The following is a 16,127-nucleotide window of genomic DNA, read 5'->3' as shown; positions in this document are numbered from 1 at the left end:
ACGTCAGCCAGACAGTCTCGTCGAGGAGTGTTACTCGTTCGAGTCCGAGTCGCCCGAGCCGGGCTCGTTCGCTTCGCCCTCGGCACCGGCTTCGGCACCGGCCTCGAGCGAGGCCTCGTCCGCGGCGTCGTCGTCGGCAGTGCCGCGCGGGGTGACGATCGAGACGACGAGCGCCTCGGCGTCGGTCTCGAGCTCGGCGCCGTCCGGCAGGGTGATCTCGCCGGCGTGGATCTGCGAGCCGTCCTCGAGGCCCTCGACGTCGACGACGAGGCGCTCCGGGATCTGGGTCGCGTCGACGAGGAGCGACAGGGACGACTCCTCCTGCACGTGGATCGTGCCGGCGAAGGACTCGCCCTCGACGTGCACGGGGACGTCGACGGTGACCTTCTCGCCGCGGCGGACGACCACGAGGTCGATGTGCTCGATGATCTGGCGCACCGGGTCGCGCTGGACGTCCTTGACGAGTGCGAGCTCCGAGGTGCCCTCGATGTCGAGGTCGATGATCGCGTTCGCCTTGCGGACGACGAGCATCGTCTCGTGGCCGGGCAGCGAGACGTGCTTCGGCTCGGTGCCGTGTCCGTAGATGACGGCGGGGATCTTGTCGGCGGCGCGGATCTTGCGCGCGGCGCCCTTCCCGAACTTGGTGCGGAGCTCTACGGAGAGCTTGTTGTCGTCGGCCATGGTGGTGCCTCCTGTGGGGACGACCCGTGGAGGTCGCCGATCGGTCAGTGGTGTGTCAACTCGAACGCATGACAGCGCGAGGAAAGCTCCCAGTACTGGGCCGGTTCTCCCTACCGCGTCGATCACGGCCGCGCTCACGCACGACCCTCGCCGAAGTCCAGTCGTCAACTGTACCGCATGCCGGCAGGGAGGGACGGCGCGGTCTGGCACCGTGCCTCCAGTCCGACTGCCGGTCGCGGCGTCCTGCCGACGAGAGGTCCCATGTGCGACTGCTCGACCGTCGAGGAGTCACACATGAGACCTCTCGAGCCGGGGCGAGGCGGGGCCGGGCAGGGCGGTCAGGACAGGAAGGCGTCGATGACCTCGAACGTGGCGTCGGGGCGCTCGAGGTGCGGCAGGTGTCCGGCCCGCTCGACGACCTCGAACCGGGCGCCGGGGATCGCCCCAGCGACGACGCGGCCGTACGCCGGGGTGCCGATCCGGTCGCTCGCACCCCACAGCACGAGGACCGGGACGTCCACCCCGCCGAGGCGTCCGAGGAGCTCCGGGTCGTCGCCGGCGATCGCGGCCATGGTCCGGCCGTTGCCCTGCTGGACCGCGCGCTGTGCCTCGGTGAGTCCGGCGGGGTCGACGTACCCGCGGTCCGGGTCGTGCCACGCGGCCTCGGCGAGCCCGCGGGCGTCGAGCGCGAAGAAGTCGGCGAGGGGCTCCCCCTCGACCACGGCACCGACCCCGTCGATGTCGACGACGGCCCCGACGACACCCGCGTACCGCGAGCCCCCGGCGGCCTGCAGCGCCATCTCGAGCGCGAGCCACCCGCCGATCGACGACCCGACGAGGACGACGTCCCGCTCCCCGCGCTCGGCGAGCAGGTCGAGGTAGGCGGTCGCGAGCGCCCGGACGGAGGTGATGGACTCGGGACGGGCCGTGCCGTCCCACCCCGGGTGCGTCGGCGCGAGCACGTGCATGCTCGCCGCGAGGTGTCCGACGAGGGGCGCCACGGTCCGGGGGCCGCCCCCGCCGTGCAGGACGACCGCGGTCCGTGGGGGCGTGGCGCCGGCTGCCGCTGCCGTCGGTCCGGTCTCGACGATGGGGACGGTGATGGTCATGGGCTCCTCAGTGGTTTGACTAAACATGTTTATATACGTCTGTTGATACCGTAGCACCATGTCGACCGATCTCGAAGCCCTCGGCCTGGCCGTCAAGCGCGCGCAGTACCGCAACCACCGCACGATGGACGTCGCGCTTCGCGGGGTCGGCATCACGCTCGTGCAGTGGGACGCCCTCCGCGCCGTCGAGCGCATGCCCGGGGCGTCGGCGCACGACCTCGCGCTCGCGACGTTCCAGAGCGACCAGGCGTTCGGGACCCTCGCGAACCGGCTCGTCGACCGGGGGCTGGTGGTCCGGTCGGCGGGGCGGGGACGGCGGATCGAGCACCGGCTCTCCGACGACGGCCGCGCCCTGCTCGGTGCCGGACACGCGGTCGCGGCGAACGTCCTCGACGGTCTGTTCGCCCCGCTCGACGCGTCACAGCGCGCGACGCTCATGGCGCTGCTCGGCGAACTGACGGCGGACGCGTGAGCACCGGGGGCGCCGGGAATGCCGAGAGCACCGGGAGTGCCGGGAGCGCCCAGAGGACCGGGGGCGCCGACGTGCCCGCGTTCCGGCCGACGGACGTGCTCGGAGCGTGGACGCTCGCCCGGACCGTGGTGGACCGGACTGCCGGAGACACACGGGTGGTCGCCGGGACGACGACCCTGACCTCGGTCCACGACGGTCGTGTGCTGTGGGAGGAGTCGGGCACGATGACGTGGTCGGGCGGGAGCGTGCCGGTGTCACGGACGCTCGTCGTGACGGACGAGGGAGCGGACGGCTGGATGGTCCGGTTCGCCGACGGTCGGGAGTTCCATCCGTGGCGACCGGGGACCGAGGTCGTGCACGACTGCGCACCGGACGTGTACCGCGGGTTCGTGGACGGCTCCCCCGCAGCGTGGTCCGTCGTCTGGGAGGCCACGGGCCCGGCCAAGGACTACCGGATGGAGAGTCGCCTCACCCGTCCGTGAGCTCCTCGCGCGCGGCGACGGCGGCGGCGAGGTCGGCGTGTGCGGCGTTCGCGGCTCCGACCGCCGCGCGCAGCTGCCGCTCCAGGTCGGCGGCCGCCGCGTCCGCGGCCTCGGCGCGGGACCTGGCTGTGGTCTCGTCGCGGTCCGCCCGGGCGAGCCGCTCCCGCCGCTCGCCATCCACGCGCTCCTGCTCGGCGCGCGCGGCACGGTCGGCGTCGCGTCGCCGCCGTGCGGCGCGCTCCGAATCGCGCTCCTGCCGCGCGGCGCGGTCCGTCGTCCGGTCGGCAGCCGAGGTCGGCGCGCGTCCACCGGCGTCCGGACGGGAGGCGCGGCTCGCCCCCGTCGACCGGCCACGTCCGCCACGGGGCGGGTCCGGCACCGCGGGCGCGTCGTCGGCGGGCGCGTCGTCGTCGGGCGCGTCGTCGTCGGACGCGTCGTCGTCGGGCCCGTCGTCGTCGGACGCGTCGTCATCGGGCGCCGGGAGGTCGACCGCGCCGGGGACGGCGATCGCGCCCCCGAGGTCGACCCGGTCGAACCCGACGGACTCGAGCGGGCGGACGAGCAGCCCGGACCGGATCGCCGTCCCCGCCCACGGATCCGCCATCCCCGCCTCGATCGTCGCCGCGACCTGCGCACGGACTGCCGCGGTGACCACGTGGCCCGCGTCCTCGGCGAGTTCCGCCCCGGTCTGCACGAGCGACTCGACGAGCGCACGTCGTTCGGTCCTGAGCCCGCGGATGGCACGGGGATCGGCACCGGCCTGCGCGTCGCGGAGCCGCGGCCCGAGGTCGACGGCGTCGTCGAGGGCACCCTCGGCCGCGAGCAGGTCGATCACCCAGGCGGCCGGTGCGGGCTTCCGGAGGGCCCCGATCAGGCCGGCTCGGTCACGGTCGACTGCCCTGGCATCACGGACCGCTGCCGTCCGCGCGGCGACGAAGTCCTCGGGGCGCACCGCGAGGAGCCGCCGCGCGACACCCGCCAGGTCCTCCGCCATGCCCAGATTCTGCCCGATGGTGGCGCGTCTGCCCGACGGTGACGCGTCTGACCGACGGTGGAGCGTCGGCCCCGACGGTGGAGCGTCAGCCCCGACGGTGGAGCGTCAGCCCCGACGGTGGAGCATCTGCCCCGACAACGGTCAGCGCTGCAGCGATGCGACGTCGGACCGGAGCCGGTCGGTGACCTCGGGCATGTCGGTCCGAGCTCTCGAGAGCGTCGCGGCGTCCGACGCCGTCACGTGGACGAGCCGGTTCCACTCGGCGTCGTACAGCCGGGCGCGGTAGCCCGACGACACCTGGCAGTCGACGTCCCGGGTGGCCACCGACTTCTCGACGGCGGAGATCGGCGTCCCCGGGATCACCGCACCGAACCGATCGCGCAGGGACCGGGTCGGCATGCCGGACGGTGCACGGGACACCCCGTGCACGCCGGCCTCGGTCATGCAGCTACGCCACCGGGCCGCAGCCTGGACGACGGGAGCATCCGAACGGGCCTCGATCGCGGCGACGTACGTCAGCCGGAGGGCCGTCGAGGACGCCGCCTGCTGGGTCCCGCCCTCGGCAGACCGGATGCCGAGGTCCGTCCGGGTGCGGGACAGGCACTTCGCGGCGACGTCCTGGTCGACCGTGTTCCGGGCCGGGTCGAACGCCCAGCGCTTCCACGCGGCCTCGTTCGCCCCGTCGGTCGAGGCGCCGTGGTACCCGCGATCGAGGCATCGAGCGGCCGTGTCGACGCGAGCGCCGGTGCCGCGTTGCCGCGGGCCGGGGTGTTCCGGGAGTCGCTCAGGACGATGAGCGCGTCGGGGTCGCGGTGCGGGACGTCCCAGCTGACGCCGGCGTCGGCGAGACACGACTCCTGGCCGAGGTTCTCCGCCTGGTCCATGAGTTCGGTCGCGGGCGTGACGTACCCGTCGAGGGGCATCGCCCACGTGTCGACGTCGCGTTGCGTGGTCGGCTCGATCGAGGTGTCGGCACGCTCGGGCAACCCGGAGACGGCGACGCCGGCGACACCCGCGACGACGAGCACGAGCGTGACCGCCCGACCCGCACGCTGGCCGCGGAAGGATCGGACGACGGTGGTGAACGAGGACATGCGACCTCCGGGGTTCATGCGCGGACCAGCCCGCGCTCGTGGGCGAGGATGACGACCTGGATGCGGTTGCGGAGCGCCAGCTTGGCGAGCACCGCGCGGACGTGGGACTTGACGGTCGCATCGCTGAGGAACAGCGCCTCGGTGATCTCCGCGTTGCTCAGGCCCTTCGCGACGAGCAGGAACACCTCGCGCTCGCGGACGGAGAGCACGTCGAGCGTCTCGTCGTTCCCGGCCCGGACCGGCTCGATGCCTGCGGCCCGGAGGATCTCGACGGCCTCGTCCGCGGTGGGCGGCGGCGACCCGGCATCGACGCTCCGGATGGTGCCGAGCACGATCTCGGGCGCGGCGTCCTTGGTCAGGAAGGCTGCGGCACCGGCCCGGAGCGCCGCGAGGACCGCGTCGTCGCGGCGGAGCGTGGTGAGGACGACGACCCGGGGCGGACCGTCGAGCGGAGCGGGGGGAATAGCGGCAGCAGGTGCCGGAGCAGCGGGGGTGCTCGACCTGCCGTCGGTGCCGGAGAAGAGCGCTGCCATCGTCTCGAGACCGTTCAGCGTCGGCATCCGGAGATCGAGGAGGACGACGTCGGGGCGCTCCGTGCGGATCAGGTCCAGGCCCGCAGCCCCGTCGAGGGCCGTGCCGACGCACTCCATGTCGGGCTGGGCATCGACCAGCATGCGCATGCCGGAGGCGAAGAGCCGTTGGTCGTCGACGACCGCCACCCGGATCGGTGCGCTCACGCGTCGACCCCCGCTGCCCCGACCGGATCGACGCCGGCACCGGCGCTGACAGCGGTCACGCCGCGCGGGTGGAGCTCGCTCGGGCGGAGCTCGCTCGGCCGCGGAGCGCCCGACTCGGAGGCCGCGTGTCCCGGGACCCAGGCCGTGACGACGAACGGGATCCGTTCCTCCCGTCCGGATGCCGTGGACTCCGGTTCGCCGGCCGCCGCACGGACCCAGCCGCCGGCGAGGCGTGCGCGCTCCTCCATGCCGCGGATGCCGACGCCGGCCGCGGCACCCGGGACGAGCGGGGTCGACCCGGTCGACGTGACGAACAGCGCGAGTCCGGGGCCGCGCCACTCCAGCACCACGCGGACAGTGCTCGTCCGGCCACCGTGCTTGAGCGCGTTCGTGAGGCTCTCCTGCACGATCCGGAAGACCGCGAGCTCCTGGGACGGGGCGAGGTCCTCGGGATCGCCGAGTTCGACGAGCGTCGCGTCCATGCCGACCTCGCGCATCTGCACCACGAGCGCCGGCAGGTCGGCGAGGGTCGCGCGTGGCGTGGTGACGTCGTCCTCGCGGATCCGTTCCACGAGGCGGCGTACGTCACCGAGCGCATCCCGGCCGACCTCCGCGATGTCGTCGAGTGCCTGCTGCGCCGTCGGGTCCGTCACGGCGACGGCCGAGGCTCCCTGTGCCTGGGACACCACGATCGCGAGGGAGTGTGCGAGCGAGTCGTGCACGTCGCGGGCGATCCTGGCCCGGTCCTCGGCGACCCGGAGTTCGAACGACGTCTCCTCGAGCTGTTGTTCGGCGTGGGCGAGTCCGGTCCGAGCGGCGGAGACACGCCAGGCACTCCCGATCCCGACGCCGATCGCCCAGGCGATGCCGCCGACCCCGATGAGTGCGAGTGCGATGACGACGAGGTCCTGGCGTGGGCTCTGCCCGGATCCGGTCCAGGAACCCCAGACGTCCGGCCGACGGAGGGTCGGCACCGTCATCGCGAAGGCCGCGAGTGCGCTCGCGACCCCGATCACCGGGAGAGCGAGGTACCGCGGCAGTGCCCGACCATGGGCGCCGACGACACCGGCGACGATCGCGATGGCGAGGTACGTCGGCCAGGTCGTGCTGGCCGGGGGCTCCACGAACCCGAGGCACTGCAGCGCCGGGACGACCACGACGAGCCCGAGGGCGGTGAGGGGCATCCAGGCGGCGAGGCCGATCGCGATCGCGAGGAGCGCGACCATCGCCACGGTCGGACCGAGGTCGGACCGACCGGCCTCGGCGACGATCCAGAGCGCGAGGAAGACGGTGCCCCCGAGGGGGGCCGCCATCGGCCGGAGGTGTCGGAGAGCTGCGTGCATGTCCGCAACGCTAGGGGCGACCGAGCCCGACCACCGAGCCCCGGGACCGGTTTTCATCACGTGTGATGAGCGGGCCGACGAGCGCGGGGTCCCGCGGCGCCGAAGGGGTTCTGCGGCGCGGAAGGGGTTCTGCAGCAGGGAGCGTCAACTGCGCCAGGGACTCCCTCGGCGCGTTGACGCTCCCTGGCGCAGAACGGGTTGGCGGGCGAGCCCGACGCTCCTCACCAGTCGTGCACGGTGCCGTCCGCGAGCCGGTTGAACGGCAGGTACGCCTGCTCGTACGGGTACTTGCCGGCCTCGTCGACGTCGAGCGACACCCCGAGGCCCGGCTCGTCCCCCGGGTGCAGGTACCCGTCGGTGAACGTGAACGTCTGCTCGAAGACCCTGTTCGTCCGGTCGCCGTGCTGCATGTACTCCTGGATGCCGAAGTTGTGGATGGCGAGCCCGAGGTGCATCTGCGCCGCGAGCCCGACCGGCGAGATGTCGGTCGGTCCGTGGAACCCGGACTTGATCTGGTACATCGCGGCGTAGTCCACCGTCTTCTTGAGCGGGGAGATGCCACCCATGTGTGTCACCGCTCCGCGGACGTAGTCGATGAGCTGCTCGCGGATGATGTCCTTGAAGTCCCAGATCGTGTTGAACACCTCGCCGATCGCGAGCGGTGTCGTCGTGTGCTGGCGGACGAGCCGGAGCGCCTCCTGGTTCTCGGCCGGGGTGCAGTCCTCGAGCCAGAACAGGTCGTACGGCTCGAGGGACTTGCCGAGCTTGGCGGCCTGCAGCGGCGTCATGCGGTGGTGTCCGTCGTGCAGCAGCGGGAGCTCCGGACCGAACTCGTTCCGGACGGCCTCGAAGACGGTCGGCAGGTGCCGGAGGTACGCCCGGGTGTCCCAGTCCTCCATCGCCGGGAACGCGCCGCGCTGGGCCGGCTCGAAGTCGTAGCGGACGCCGGCGTTGCCCTCCGTCGTCACGTTCGAGGCGATCCCGTAGATGCTCTCGAGCCCCGGGACGCCGGTCTGCACGCGGATCGAGCGGTACCCCTCCTCCTGGTGCGCCCGGATCGAGTCGAACAGCTCCGGGAGCTCCTTGCCCGACGCGTGCCCGTAGGCCATGAGGCCGGTCCGCGACGCACCTCCGAGGAGCTGGTACACGGGCATCCCGGCGACCTTGCCCTTGATGTCCCAGAGCGCCATGTCGACGGCGGCGATCGCGGCCATCGTCACGGGCCCGCGGCGCCAGTACGCGCTCCGGTAGAGGAACTGCCAGGTGTCCTCGATGCGCGAGGAGTCCCGGCCGATCATGAGCGGCACGACGTGCTCGGACAGGTACGCGGCGGCAGCGAGCTCCCGGCCGTTCAGGGTCGCGTCGCCGAGACCGACGACGCCGTCCACAGTCGTGAGCTTCAGCGTCACGAAGTTCCGGTCCGGGCTCGTGACGACGACCTCGGCCCGGTCGATGAGCAGCCCGCGGTCGGTGCTCGCCCAGGTGTCCGGGCGCGCGCTCGTGGGCGCGTCGCCCTCGGTCGCGCGGTCGGACTGGTTCGCGCTGTCGGCATCGGTCATGCGGGTGCTCCTTCGGATGGTGCGGGTGCGGGTGCGGGTGCGGGTGCTGGTGCTGGTGCTGGTGCTGGTGCTGGTGCTGGTACTGGTGCTGGTGCTGAGGCGGCGGTTCGGACACGGTCGGCGGCGGCGGTGATCGCCGTGGCGAGCGCACTCGTGTCGGTGACGGTCGTGCCCGGGCCGTTGCCAGTGTCGCGGTCCGGCAGCACGAGCGCCAGGACGTCGGGGATCGAGACCCGGTCCCCCGGTGCGCCGGGATCGCGCACGAGGTCGGCCTGCGTCGTCAGGTGCAGCCACCAGGCTGCGATCGCGGTCGCTGCACCGTCGCCGATGCCCGCACCGGGATCGCGGTCGAGCCGGCGCCCCAGCGGCGCACCGATCCGGACGGGCAGCTTGCTCGAGCCGTCGGAGGCGATCTGCCGCAGGGTGTGCCGGATGCGCGGGTTCGCGAAGCGCTCGCGGAGCGCGGCGCGCGCGTCGGCGATCTCGGCGGCCGGGAGGCGCAGCTCGGCCTCCGCCTCGTCCCACAGGTCCTCGACGGCGTCGCGACAGAACGGATCGGCCATGGCGTCGGAGACGGTCTCGTGGCCGAGCAACGGGCCGAGGTACGCCAGCAGGGAGTGTGCGCCGTTCAGGAGCCAGAGCTTCCGCTCCTCGTAGGGTCCGACGTCGGCGACGATCCGGGCGCCCGCCGTCTCCCACGCGGGGCGGGCCCCGGCGAAGTCGTCGCTGATCACCCACTCGCTGAACGGCTCGGTGACCACCGGGATCCGGTCATCGGGGACGGCACCCTCGAGCGAGGCCACCGCGGCCACGTCGGCGTCGGTCGTCGCGGGGGTGATCCGGTCGACCATCGAGTCCGGGAACCGCACGGTCTCCGACACCCACACCCTGAGGTGTCCGGTGACGGTGTCGAGGACGAGCTCGCGGAGTCTTGAGCCGTTCCCGGTCAGGTTGTCGAGGCTCATGATCGTGAGTGGTCCGGCTCCCGAGGCATGCCGCGCCCGCAGTCCGTCGACGAGCCGCCCGGCGACCGAGGATCCGGCCGCGTACCCGTTCTCGGTGACCGTCAGCGTGACGATGGCCGTCTCGGGTGACGCGACCGCGTGCCTCCAGGCCGCTCCGTCGGCGCCCGCGTGGGCCTCCGTGATCACGTCCATCGTGGTCGCCGTGTCGGCCTCCGCGGAACGGGTGACGAGCGTGTACCGGCAGTCCTGCGCGGTGAGCGCGTCCGCGGCGTCGGACGACCGTCCGGTGAATGCGACGATCCCCCACCGCGTGCCGTCGGCATCCGGCTCCGCGGCGGCCGTGTACGCGGCCAGGTGGGCGCGCGCGAACGCCCCGACCCCGAGGTGGACGATGCCGGGTCGCCGCGCGCCGGCTGCGCCGGCACTCACGCGGACACCGGAGCGGTGAGCGACCGCAGGTAGGCCAGGTCGTCGGCCGTACGGGCCTCGAGCGGGAGGTCGGTGGAGAAGTCCTCGACCGTGACCCACCCGTCGTACCCCACCGCGCGGAGGTCGTCGAAGTACGCCGCCACGGACGCCTGGCCCGATCGGAGTGGCGCCCACTCGTGCTCCCAGATCGTCGACCCGTCGGGGCGCACGTCACCGGTCGGCACCCACCGGGCGTTCTTGACGTGCACGTGCGCGAGGTAGGGACCGAGCATCTGCAGCGCTGCGAGGGTGTCCTCCTGCCCCTCGATCACGAGGTTGCCGAGGTCGTGGATGACGCCGATGTGGTCCGGGTCGAGCCCGTCGACCAGGCGCAGCGCAGCGGACGCGGACGCGGTGATCGTGGTGTGGTGCAGCTCGACGAGGGCTTTCACCCCGAGCTCCGACGCCCGGTCGACGACCCACTCCAGGTCGGCGCGGGTCCGGTCGAACAGTTGCGGGTAGGGCTCCCCGGTCCGCGTCCGGGGCATCGTCACGCGGACCCGCCGTGCCCCGAGTGTCGCGGTCGCCCGGAGCATGGCCAGGACCTCGTCGTGGTCGGCCGCGAGCTGGTACCCGCCGATGCCGGAGTACGCGAGCCCCGCCTCGGCCGTGATCCGGGCGATCTCGCCGAGCGAGTCCTCGAGGCCCGTGAAGGGCCAGGTCGCACGGTTGTCGGCCCAGAACCCCGGTCCGTCCGGACCGCTGGCCTGGTCGATGATCCGCCACTCGATGCCGTCCCAGCCCTGCGCGGCGAGGGTCGACGCAGCCTCGGACGGGGTCCACTCAGGCGTCGACGCGGTGAACACGGAGAACTTCATCGGGTGCCCTCGCCGGCGGTCTCGGACCCGCCGACGACGGGGACGAGGTCGTCGTACACGCCGTCGATCACGTCGTCGATGCGGACCGGCCGGTCGAGCGTCGCCGAGACGTACAGACCACGGACGGTGGCCAGGGAGAGGAGCGCGTCGTCCACCGAGACGCCGGGCTGCCGGTGCTCCCGGATCGCGCCGACGACGTCGTCGTACTGCCGACCGTGGCCGGCGAGGAACGCGTGCTCCTCGTCCGGGCCGCCGACGACGAACTCCGGCGCGACGACGGCGTCCTTCTGGTCGACCGCGCCCGCGACGCTGTTCGCGCCCGACGTGGTGTCGGCCGAGGCCACCGTGGCGTCGTCGGGTGCGGCGTGGAAGTAGGCCAGGCGGTTGTCGTCGACGATCGCCGACCCGCGTGTGCCGTGCACCTGGTACCGGGCGGAGAGGCCCGGGTACGCGGCGGTGGTGCAGTGGATGACGCCGAGCGCGCCGCCGGCGAACTTCACCGTCGCGACGGCGGTGTCCTCGACCTCGATGCGACCGTGCGCGAGGAGTCCGGTCTGCGCGGAGATCTCCACCGGACGGCCGAGGGTCCACACGAGCAGGTCGACCGTGTGCACGCCCTGGTTCATCACCGCCCCACCGCCGTCGAGCGCCCACGTCCCGCGCCAGTCGCCGGAGTCGTAGTACCCCTGCGACCGGTACCAGGAGACGCTCGCGAGCCCGCTCGTGATCGTGCCGAAGCTGCCGTCGTGGGCTGCCTCGGCGACCGCGACGGACGCCGGGTCGAAGCGGTGCTGGCTGATCACGCTGACGACGAGCCCCCGGTCACGCGCGTCCGCGGCGAGCTGCGCGATCCGTCGCGCCCGCGGCATGGTGGTGTCGAGGGGCTTCTCGATGACGACGTGCTTGCCGGCCGCGATGGCTGCCGACGCGAGGTCGACGTGCATGCCCGACGGCGAGCAGATCGCGACGAGGTCGATGTCGGTGGCAGCGAGCGCTTCGTCGATGCTCTCGGTCGTGATCGGGCGGGGTACCCCGGTTGCCTCGACTTCGTCCGCGGCGGCTGTCGCGGCCGCAGGGACGGCGTCGACGAGCGCGACGACCGTCAGGTCCGGGTGCGCCACGGCGACCTTGGCGTGGTGGCGGCCGATCGTCCCCGCGCCGACGACGGCGAGGCGGATGGGTGCTGCGGGTGTGGACGACTCGGTCATCGCAGGGTGACTCCGATCTGGTCGGTGAGGGTGCGGAGGGCCCGGCCGGCACGTCCGAAGGCCGCTGGACCGCTGAACCCGCCGAGGCTCGAGGTGTCCGTGAGGTGGGGTTCGAGGGACGCGTACCCGGTGTACCCGCGGTCCCGGAACGCCGTCACGGTCTCGAGGAGTTCGCCGTCCCCCTCTCCCGCAGGCACCACGACGTCGTCGGCGAACCGGGCGTCCTTGACCTGCAGGTAGTCGGTGTGCTCGGCGAGCATCTGCCACGCGTCCGTGAACGGCTTCACCCCGCACTGCACGTAGTTGGCGTTGTCCCAGGCCAGGCGGAGCGCGCTCGAGCCGACGCTCTCGACGATGTCGAGCACGCGCGAGGGGACGTCGCCGTAGATCTCCTTCTCGTTCTCGTGGAGGAGCGTCACCCCCTCGCGCTCGGCGAGGTCGGCGAGGGCGCGCATCCGGACGAGGACGTCGTCGCGGATGTCCTCCGGCGACTGCGAGTCCTGCCGGAAGAACGAGAACATCCGGATGTTCGTCGTGCCGAGGGCATGTGCCGCGGCGATGGCACGCGACAGGCGGGCGACCTCGTGCTCCACGGGCAACGCGACGTCGACCTTGCCGATCGGTGACGCGATGGCGGACACGGTCTGCCCGCGCTCGGCGAAGATCCGGTGGAGGCCCGCGAGCTGGTCCTCGTCGAGGTCGACGATGTTGACGCCCCACGCGCTCCTGACCTCGATCGCCGATGCCCCGAGTGCCTGCAACACCGCGACCTGGATCGCCGGGTCGGCGTCGATCTCGTCGCCGAAGCCGGAGAGTGTCCATTCGAGTCGGTCCGTCATGCGGGTCCCTTCCTACGGGTGGTGATGGATGCAGTCTGGGGGTGCGGGGCGGGCCCGCACCGATCCTCCAGACCGTCTGTGGAGAACGGGCGGAGGCGGCCCGCTGTGCAGGACCGGCTCACTTGACGGACCCGGCGGTCAACCCGCCGACCAGGTACCGCTGGAACACCAGGTACAGCACGACGACCGGCAGCGCGCAGATGATCGACGCGGCCATCATCTTGCCGTAGACCGGGATCGCGCCACCCTCCTGCGTCGCACCGAACGTCTGCAGCGCGACGGCGATGGTCCTGGTGCTCGGGGTCGTCATGATCGACGCGAACAGCACGTCGTTCCAGCCGAGGAGGAACGCGAAGATCGCCGACACCACGATGCCGGGCCAGGACAACGGCAGCACGATCTGCCGGAGGATGCGCCCGTTCGAGGCGCCGTCGATGCGGGCCGCCTCCTCGAGTTCGCGCGGCAGACCGCGGAGGTACGTCACCATCACCCAGGTCGAGAACGGCAGTGCGAACGTCAGGTACGTGACGAACAACCCCCAGCGGGACCCGATGATGTGCACCCCGGTGGCCGACGCGATGTTCGAGAAGACGACGAACACCGGCAGGAGCAGGAGCGTCCCGGGGATCGACTGGAGCGCGAGCAGTCCGCGGAGGATCGTGACCCGGCCGAGGAACTGGAACCGGACGAGCACGTACGCGGTCGTCACGGCGAGCCCGGCACTCGCGACCGCGACGGCCCCGGCGGTCAGGAGGCTGTTGACGAGCCCGCGGCCGAGCGCCACCGTCGTCCAGATGTCCGTGTAGTTGCCCCAGGTGAACTGCGACGGCCAGAAGTCACCGCGGGCCACGGCGACGTCGGAGTTCAGCGAGCCGAACACGATGAACAGCACCGGCAGTGCGATGAACAACAGCAGGAGCGTGATGACGACGATCAGCAGCCACCGCGGGAGCAGTCGGGTGACGTCGGTCTCGCGGCGGACGTGCGGTTTCCGGCCCTGCGGCACGGTGACGCTCTCGGTGAGCGTGACGGAGGTGGCGGATGCGGCGCTCATGCGTTCTCTCCCGTGTCGAGCTTGACCACTCTCAGGTACACGAAGAGCGGGATGGCGACGATGACGAGCGACAGGATCGCCATCGCGGCGGAGAGCCCGAAGCGGAAGCTCTGGAAGCTCGCGATGTAGGTCAACACCGGCATCACCTCGACGCTCGACGGCGTCGGGACCCCGAACAGCACGAACGGCAGGGTGAAGTCGTTCACGGCGTGCAGGACGCCGAGGATGATCGCGAGCGCCATCGGGCCGCGGAGGTACGGGAAGACGATGTAGCGGAGCTTCGCCCACCAGAGCGCCCCGTCGATCGCCGCGGCCTCGTGCACCTCGGTGTCGACCGACTGCAGACCGGCGAGCGCCAGCAGGTACACGAACGGCCACGACATCCAGATCATCACGCCGCAGAGCGCCCACCAGCTCCCGGGACCGTTCAGCCACAGCGCGTCCGTGCCGAGCGAGTGGTTCACCACCCCGTCCGGCTGGAGCATCGTGCGGAACACCGTCGCCGTGACGAACTGCGGGAGCACGTACGGCACGAGGAACGCGGACCGGACGAAGGCCCGTCCACGGAACGCGTTCTGGGTGGCGACCGCGGCCGCGACACCGATCGGCAGCGACACCGCCGTGACGACGACCGCGAGCGAGACGGACACCCACACGGAGTGGAGGAGTGGCGACGCGGTGAGTGCCTCGCCGAAGTTCGCGAGGCCGATGAACGGCGCCCTGAGCCAGTCGCGGAGCGTGTACTGGTCGAGGTCGAGCAGCGCGATGAACACACCGACGACGAGCGGCACCACGATGACGACGAGCATGAGCACGCCGCCCGGCAGGAGCATCCACAGGGGCCGCTGCCGCCGCGAGAGCGGGGTGCGGTGCGGGGCGTGGTTCCGCGGCGGGTGCGGCGCCGCCGTCCGACCGGTCGGGCGCGTCCCGGCGTCCGGAGCGTGCAGAGCCATCACAGGCCTCCGTTCTTCTGGCGGGCGAGCGAGCCCTCCGCATCGTGCTGCGCGCTCCGGAGTCGTTGTTCCAGTGCTGCTTGCGAGACGTTCCCGGCCTTCAGCCCGGGGATCGACTGCGTGACGACGTCGACGAGCGAGAGCTGGATGTCTCCCCAGGCGCCGTTGAATGCGGTCGGCTTCGAGAGCGTGCCCGCCTGGAGCGACGTCGCGAGCTTCGGGTCGCCGTCGGCGACGGTCCTCGCCGCCTGCTGGTTCGTCGGGAAGTCGCCGAAGGTCCGGAACCAGCGTTCCTGCTCGTCGGCGCGCGTGATGAGCTCGATGAACCGGAACGAGAGCCGCTGCTTCGCCTCGCTCGAGTAGTTCGCGACGACGAGGTTGTCCCCGGACAGGATGCTCGCGGCCTCCACTCCGTCGCTCGGTCGTTCGGTGGCCCCGGGTGGGACGGTCGGCAGGAGGGCGAACGAGTAGTCGTCCGCGACCTTCGACGCCGCGAGCGTCGGCAGGGCACCGACGGTGGTCATCGGGAAGAAGGCCGCCTTGCCGTCGGCGAAGGCCGCGAGTGCCTGCGCGTCGTTCCACCCGACGGATGCCGGGTCCACGACGTGGTCCTCGGCCACCCAGTCGAAGTACGTGTCGTACGCCTTCTGCACGGCCGGGCCGTCGACGGTGGCATGGGACCCGTCGACGATCGTGTTGCCGGCGTTCTGGGACATGCCCCAGATGAACTTCCACGGGTCGGCACCGTCCGCGTAGGCGATCGACAGTCCGTACGTCCCGTCACCGGTGGTGGCCTCGGCATCCGCGGTGAGCTCGTCCCACGTCGTCGGCATCGTGGTGATGCCGTGCGCGGCGAGGAGCTTCTCGTTCACGGCCATCATGTAGGGGCGGGAGTGCAACGGCACGGCGATCTGCTCCGAGGACGACGGCCCGGAGATGCCGAGCGTCGCCGGCGTGAAGCGGTCCTTGCCGCCGACGGCCTCCCAGTCCGCGTCCGTCAGGCGGACGAAGGCCCCGGTCGAGTAGGCGGTCGGCGTGAAGGTCGTGCCGAGTGAGTACACGTCGGGGCCCTGGCCGGAGATCACCGACGTCTGGATGTCCGTCTGCTCCTCCTGCGTCGACGCGTAGGTCTCCCACTGGATCCGCACGCCGGTCTCCCGCACGAACTCCCTGCCGATGCGGTCCTGCCACGCGGTGTACTGCTTCGGGAACGTCGTGTTCGACGCGACCATCACCCGGAGCGTGTCCGGGTCCTCGCCGCTGCCGTCGACCACGGCGCAGCCCTGCAGTCCGAGTGCGGCGAACGCGACGACAGCGACGGCGCCGATGAAGGTCCTGCTCCTCATGGATG

General features: G+C 72.0%; 17 protein-coding genes. 2 read left to right on the top strand and 15 right to left on the bottom strand.

Annotated elements, in window-relative coordinates; translation table 11 throughout:
* Positions 1 to 30 precede the first annotated feature (30 nt).
* Positions 31 to 681, bottom strand: a complete 651-nt coding sequence (locus ASF23_RS09200; RefSeq protein ID WP_055952152.1) for a 50S ribosomal protein L25/general stress protein Ctc — start codon at positions 679 to 681, stop codon at positions 31 to 33.
* A 338-nt stretch (positions 682 to 1,019) separates the two neighbouring features.
* A complete protein-coding gene (locus tag ASF23_RS09195) occupies positions 1,020 to 1,790 on the bottom strand; it encodes an alpha/beta fold hydrolase (RefSeq protein ID WP_055952149.1) in 771 nt (256 codons plus the stop codon).
* A gap of 58 nt (positions 1,791 to 1,848) precedes the next feature.
* Between ASF23_RS09195 and ASF23_RS09190 the strand changes: the two genes are divergently transcribed.
* Both ASF23_RS09190 and ASF23_RS09185 read left to right on the top strand, forming a co-directional pair.
* Positions 1,849 to 2,262, top strand: a complete 414-nt coding sequence (locus tag ASF23_RS09190; RefSeq protein WP_055952146.1) for a MarR family winged helix-turn-helix transcriptional regulator — start codon at positions 1,849 to 1,851, stop codon at positions 2,260 to 2,262.
* Positions 2,259 to 2,744: a DUF6314 family protein gene (locus tag ASF23_RS09185; RefSeq protein WP_055952143.1), complete on the top strand. Its 486-nt coding sequence runs from the start codon at positions 2,259 to 2,261 to the stop codon at positions 2,742 to 2,744. Before ASF23_RS09190 ends, ASF23_RS09185 begins: the two co-directional genes overlap by 4 nt.
* Here ASF23_RS09185 and ASF23_RS09180 read toward each other — a convergent pair.
* From ASF23_RS09180 to ASF23_RS09120, 13 genes are all read right to left on the bottom strand, one after another.
* Positions 2,731 to 3,738 carry a hypothetical protein gene (locus ASF23_RS09180; protein ID WP_055952140.1) on the bottom strand — a complete coding sequence of 336 codons (1,008 nt, stop codon included), beginning with the start codon at positions 3,736 to 3,738 and terminating at the stop codon, positions 2,731 to 2,733. The two genes, ASF23_RS09185 and ASF23_RS09180, sit on opposite strands and share 14 nt — an antisense overlap.
* 141 nt (positions 3,739 to 3,879) lie before the next feature.
* Positions 3,880 to 4,182, bottom strand: coding sequence for a hypothetical protein (locus ASF23_RS09175; protein WP_055952137.1), 303 nt, complete (start codon positions 4,180 to 4,182; stop codon positions 3,880 to 3,882).
* Positions 4,183 to 4,253: 71 nt separating this feature from the next.
* Positions 4,254 to 4,832, bottom strand: a complete 579-nt coding sequence (locus ASF23_RS09170) for a hypothetical protein (protein WP_156364417.1) — start codon at positions 4,830 to 4,832, stop codon at positions 4,254 to 4,256.
* 14 nt (positions 4,833 to 4,846) lie between these two features.
* Positions 4,847 to 5,569, bottom strand: a complete 723-nt coding sequence (locus tag ASF23_RS09165; protein ID WP_082473981.1) for a response regulator transcription factor — start codon at positions 5,567 to 5,569, stop codon at positions 4,847 to 4,849.
* On the bottom strand, positions 5,566 to 6,912 hold the full coding sequence (locus tag ASF23_RS09160) for a sensor histidine kinase (protein ID WP_162236744.1): 1,347 nt from the start codon (positions 6,910 to 6,912) through the stop codon (positions 5,566 to 5,568). Before ASF23_RS09160 ends, ASF23_RS09165 begins: the two co-directional genes overlap by 4 nt.
* A 221-nt stretch (positions 6,913 to 7,133) precedes the next feature.
* Positions 7,134 to 8,372 (bottom strand): D-mannonate dehydratase ManD, encoded by a 1,239-nt coding sequence (gene manD, locus ASF23_RS09155; RefSeq protein WP_055953127.1) that lies wholly within the window; start codon positions 8,370 to 8,372, stop codon positions 7,134 to 7,136.
* A gap of 95 nt (positions 8,373 to 8,467) precedes the next feature.
* Positions 8,468 to 9,865, bottom strand: coding sequence for a mannitol dehydrogenase family protein (locus tag ASF23_RS09150; RefSeq protein ID WP_055952128.1), 1,398 nt, complete (start codon positions 9,863 to 9,865; stop codon positions 8,468 to 8,470).
* Complete coding sequence (locus tag ASF23_RS09145; protein ID WP_055952125.1) at positions 9,862 to 10,722, bottom strand: sugar phosphate isomerase/epimerase family protein; 861 nt, start codon at positions 10,720 to 10,722, stop codon at positions 9,862 to 9,864. Before ASF23_RS09145 ends, ASF23_RS09150 begins: the two co-directional genes overlap by 4 nt.
* Positions 10,719 to 11,930, bottom strand: coding sequence for a Gfo/Idh/MocA family oxidoreductase (locus ASF23_RS09140; RefSeq protein ID WP_055952123.1), 1,212 nt, complete (start codon positions 11,928 to 11,930; stop codon positions 10,719 to 10,721). Before ASF23_RS09140 ends, ASF23_RS09145 begins: the two co-directional genes overlap by 4 nt.
* A complete protein-coding gene (locus tag ASF23_RS09135) occupies positions 11,927 to 12,769 on the bottom strand; it encodes a sugar phosphate isomerase/epimerase family protein (protein ID WP_055952119.1) in 843 nt (280 codons plus the stop codon). The genes ASF23_RS09140 and ASF23_RS09135 overlap by 4 nt, the downstream gene beginning before the upstream one ends.
* 118 nt (positions 12,770 to 12,887) lie before the next feature.
* Positions 12,888 to 13,823, bottom strand: a complete 936-nt coding sequence (locus tag ASF23_RS09130) for a carbohydrate ABC transporter permease (RefSeq protein ID WP_055952116.1) — start codon at positions 13,821 to 13,823, stop codon at positions 12,888 to 12,890.
* Positions 13,820 to 14,776 (bottom strand): carbohydrate ABC transporter permease, encoded by a 957-nt coding sequence (locus tag ASF23_RS09125; RefSeq protein WP_055952113.1) that lies wholly within the window; start codon positions 14,774 to 14,776, stop codon positions 13,820 to 13,822. Before ASF23_RS09125 ends, ASF23_RS09130 begins: the two co-directional genes overlap by 4 nt.
* Positions 14,776 to 16,122, bottom strand: a complete 1,347-nt coding sequence (locus tag ASF23_RS09120) for an ABC transporter substrate-binding protein (RefSeq protein ID WP_082473979.1) — start codon at positions 16,120 to 16,122, stop codon at positions 14,776 to 14,778. Before ASF23_RS09120 ends, ASF23_RS09125 begins: the two co-directional genes overlap by 1 nt.
* Positions 16,123 to 16,127: the final 5 nt, after the last annotated feature.

This window comes from Curtobacterium sp. Leaf261, from assembly GCF_001422205.1.
Taxonomy (GTDB): Bacteria; Actinomycetota; Actinomycetes; order Actinomycetales; family Microbacteriaceae; genus Curtobacterium.
The sequence above is the reverse complement of the archived record's forward strand: the minus strand, read 5'-3'. Positions and strand labels throughout refer to the sequence as shown.

What these genes read in the sequence shown, in the direction of transcription:
- ASF23_RS09140 (WP_055952123.1), bottom strand. Translation starts at nt 11,930, where the DNA reads ATGACCGAGTCGTCCACACCCGCAGCACCCATCCGCCTCGCCGTCGTC.
- ASF23_RS09125 (WP_055952113.1), bottom strand. Translation starts at nt 14,776, where the DNA reads ATGGCTCTGCACGCTCCGGACGCCGGGACGCGCCCGACCGGTCGGACG.
- ASF23_RS09145 (WP_055952125.1), bottom strand. Translation starts at nt 10,722, where the DNA reads ATGAAGTTCTCCGTGTTCACCGCGTCGACGCCTGAGTGGACCCCGTCC.
- ASF23_RS09160 (WP_162236744.1), bottom strand. Translation starts at nt 6,912, where the DNA reads ATGCACGCAGCTCTCCGACACCTCCGGCCGATGGCGGCCCCCCTCGGG.
- ASF23_RS09170 (WP_156364417.1), bottom strand. Translation starts at nt 4,832, where the DNA reads ATGTCCTCGTTCACCACCGTCGTCCGATCCTTCCGCGGCCAGCGTGCG.
- ASF23_RS09135 (WP_055952119.1), bottom strand. Translation starts at nt 12,769, where the DNA reads ATGACGGACCGACTCGAATGGACACTCTCCGGCTTCGGCGACGAGATC.
- ASF23_RS09130 (WP_055952116.1), bottom strand. Translation starts at nt 13,823, where the DNA reads ATGAGCGCCGCATCCGCCACCTCCGTCACGCTCACCGAGAGCGTCACC.
- ASF23_RS09200 (WP_055952152.1), bottom strand. Translation starts at nt 681, where the DNA reads ATGGCCGACGACAACAAGCTCTCCGTAGAGCTCCGCACCAAGTTCGGG.
- ASF23_RS09175 (WP_055952137.1), bottom strand. Translation starts at nt 4,182, where the DNA reads ATGACCGAGGCCGGCGTGCACGGGGTGTCCCGTGCACCGTCCGGCATG.
- ASF23_RS09190 (WP_055952146.1), top strand. Translation starts at nt 1,849, where the DNA reads ATGTCGACCGATCTCGAAGCCCTCGGCCTGGCCGTCAAGCGCGCGCAG.
- ASF23_RS09195 (WP_055952149.1), bottom strand. Translation starts at nt 1,790, where the DNA reads ATGACCATCACCGTCCCCATCGTCGAGACCGGACCGACGGCAGCGGCA.
- ASF23_RS09120 (WP_082473979.1), bottom strand. Translation starts at nt 16,122, where the DNA reads ATGAGGAGCAGGACCTTCATCGGCGCCGTCGCTGTCGTCGCGTTCGCC.
- ASF23_RS09180 (WP_055952140.1), bottom strand. Translation starts at nt 3,738, where the DNA reads ATGGCGGAGGACCTGGCGGGTGTCGCGCGGCGGCTCCTCGCGGTGCGC.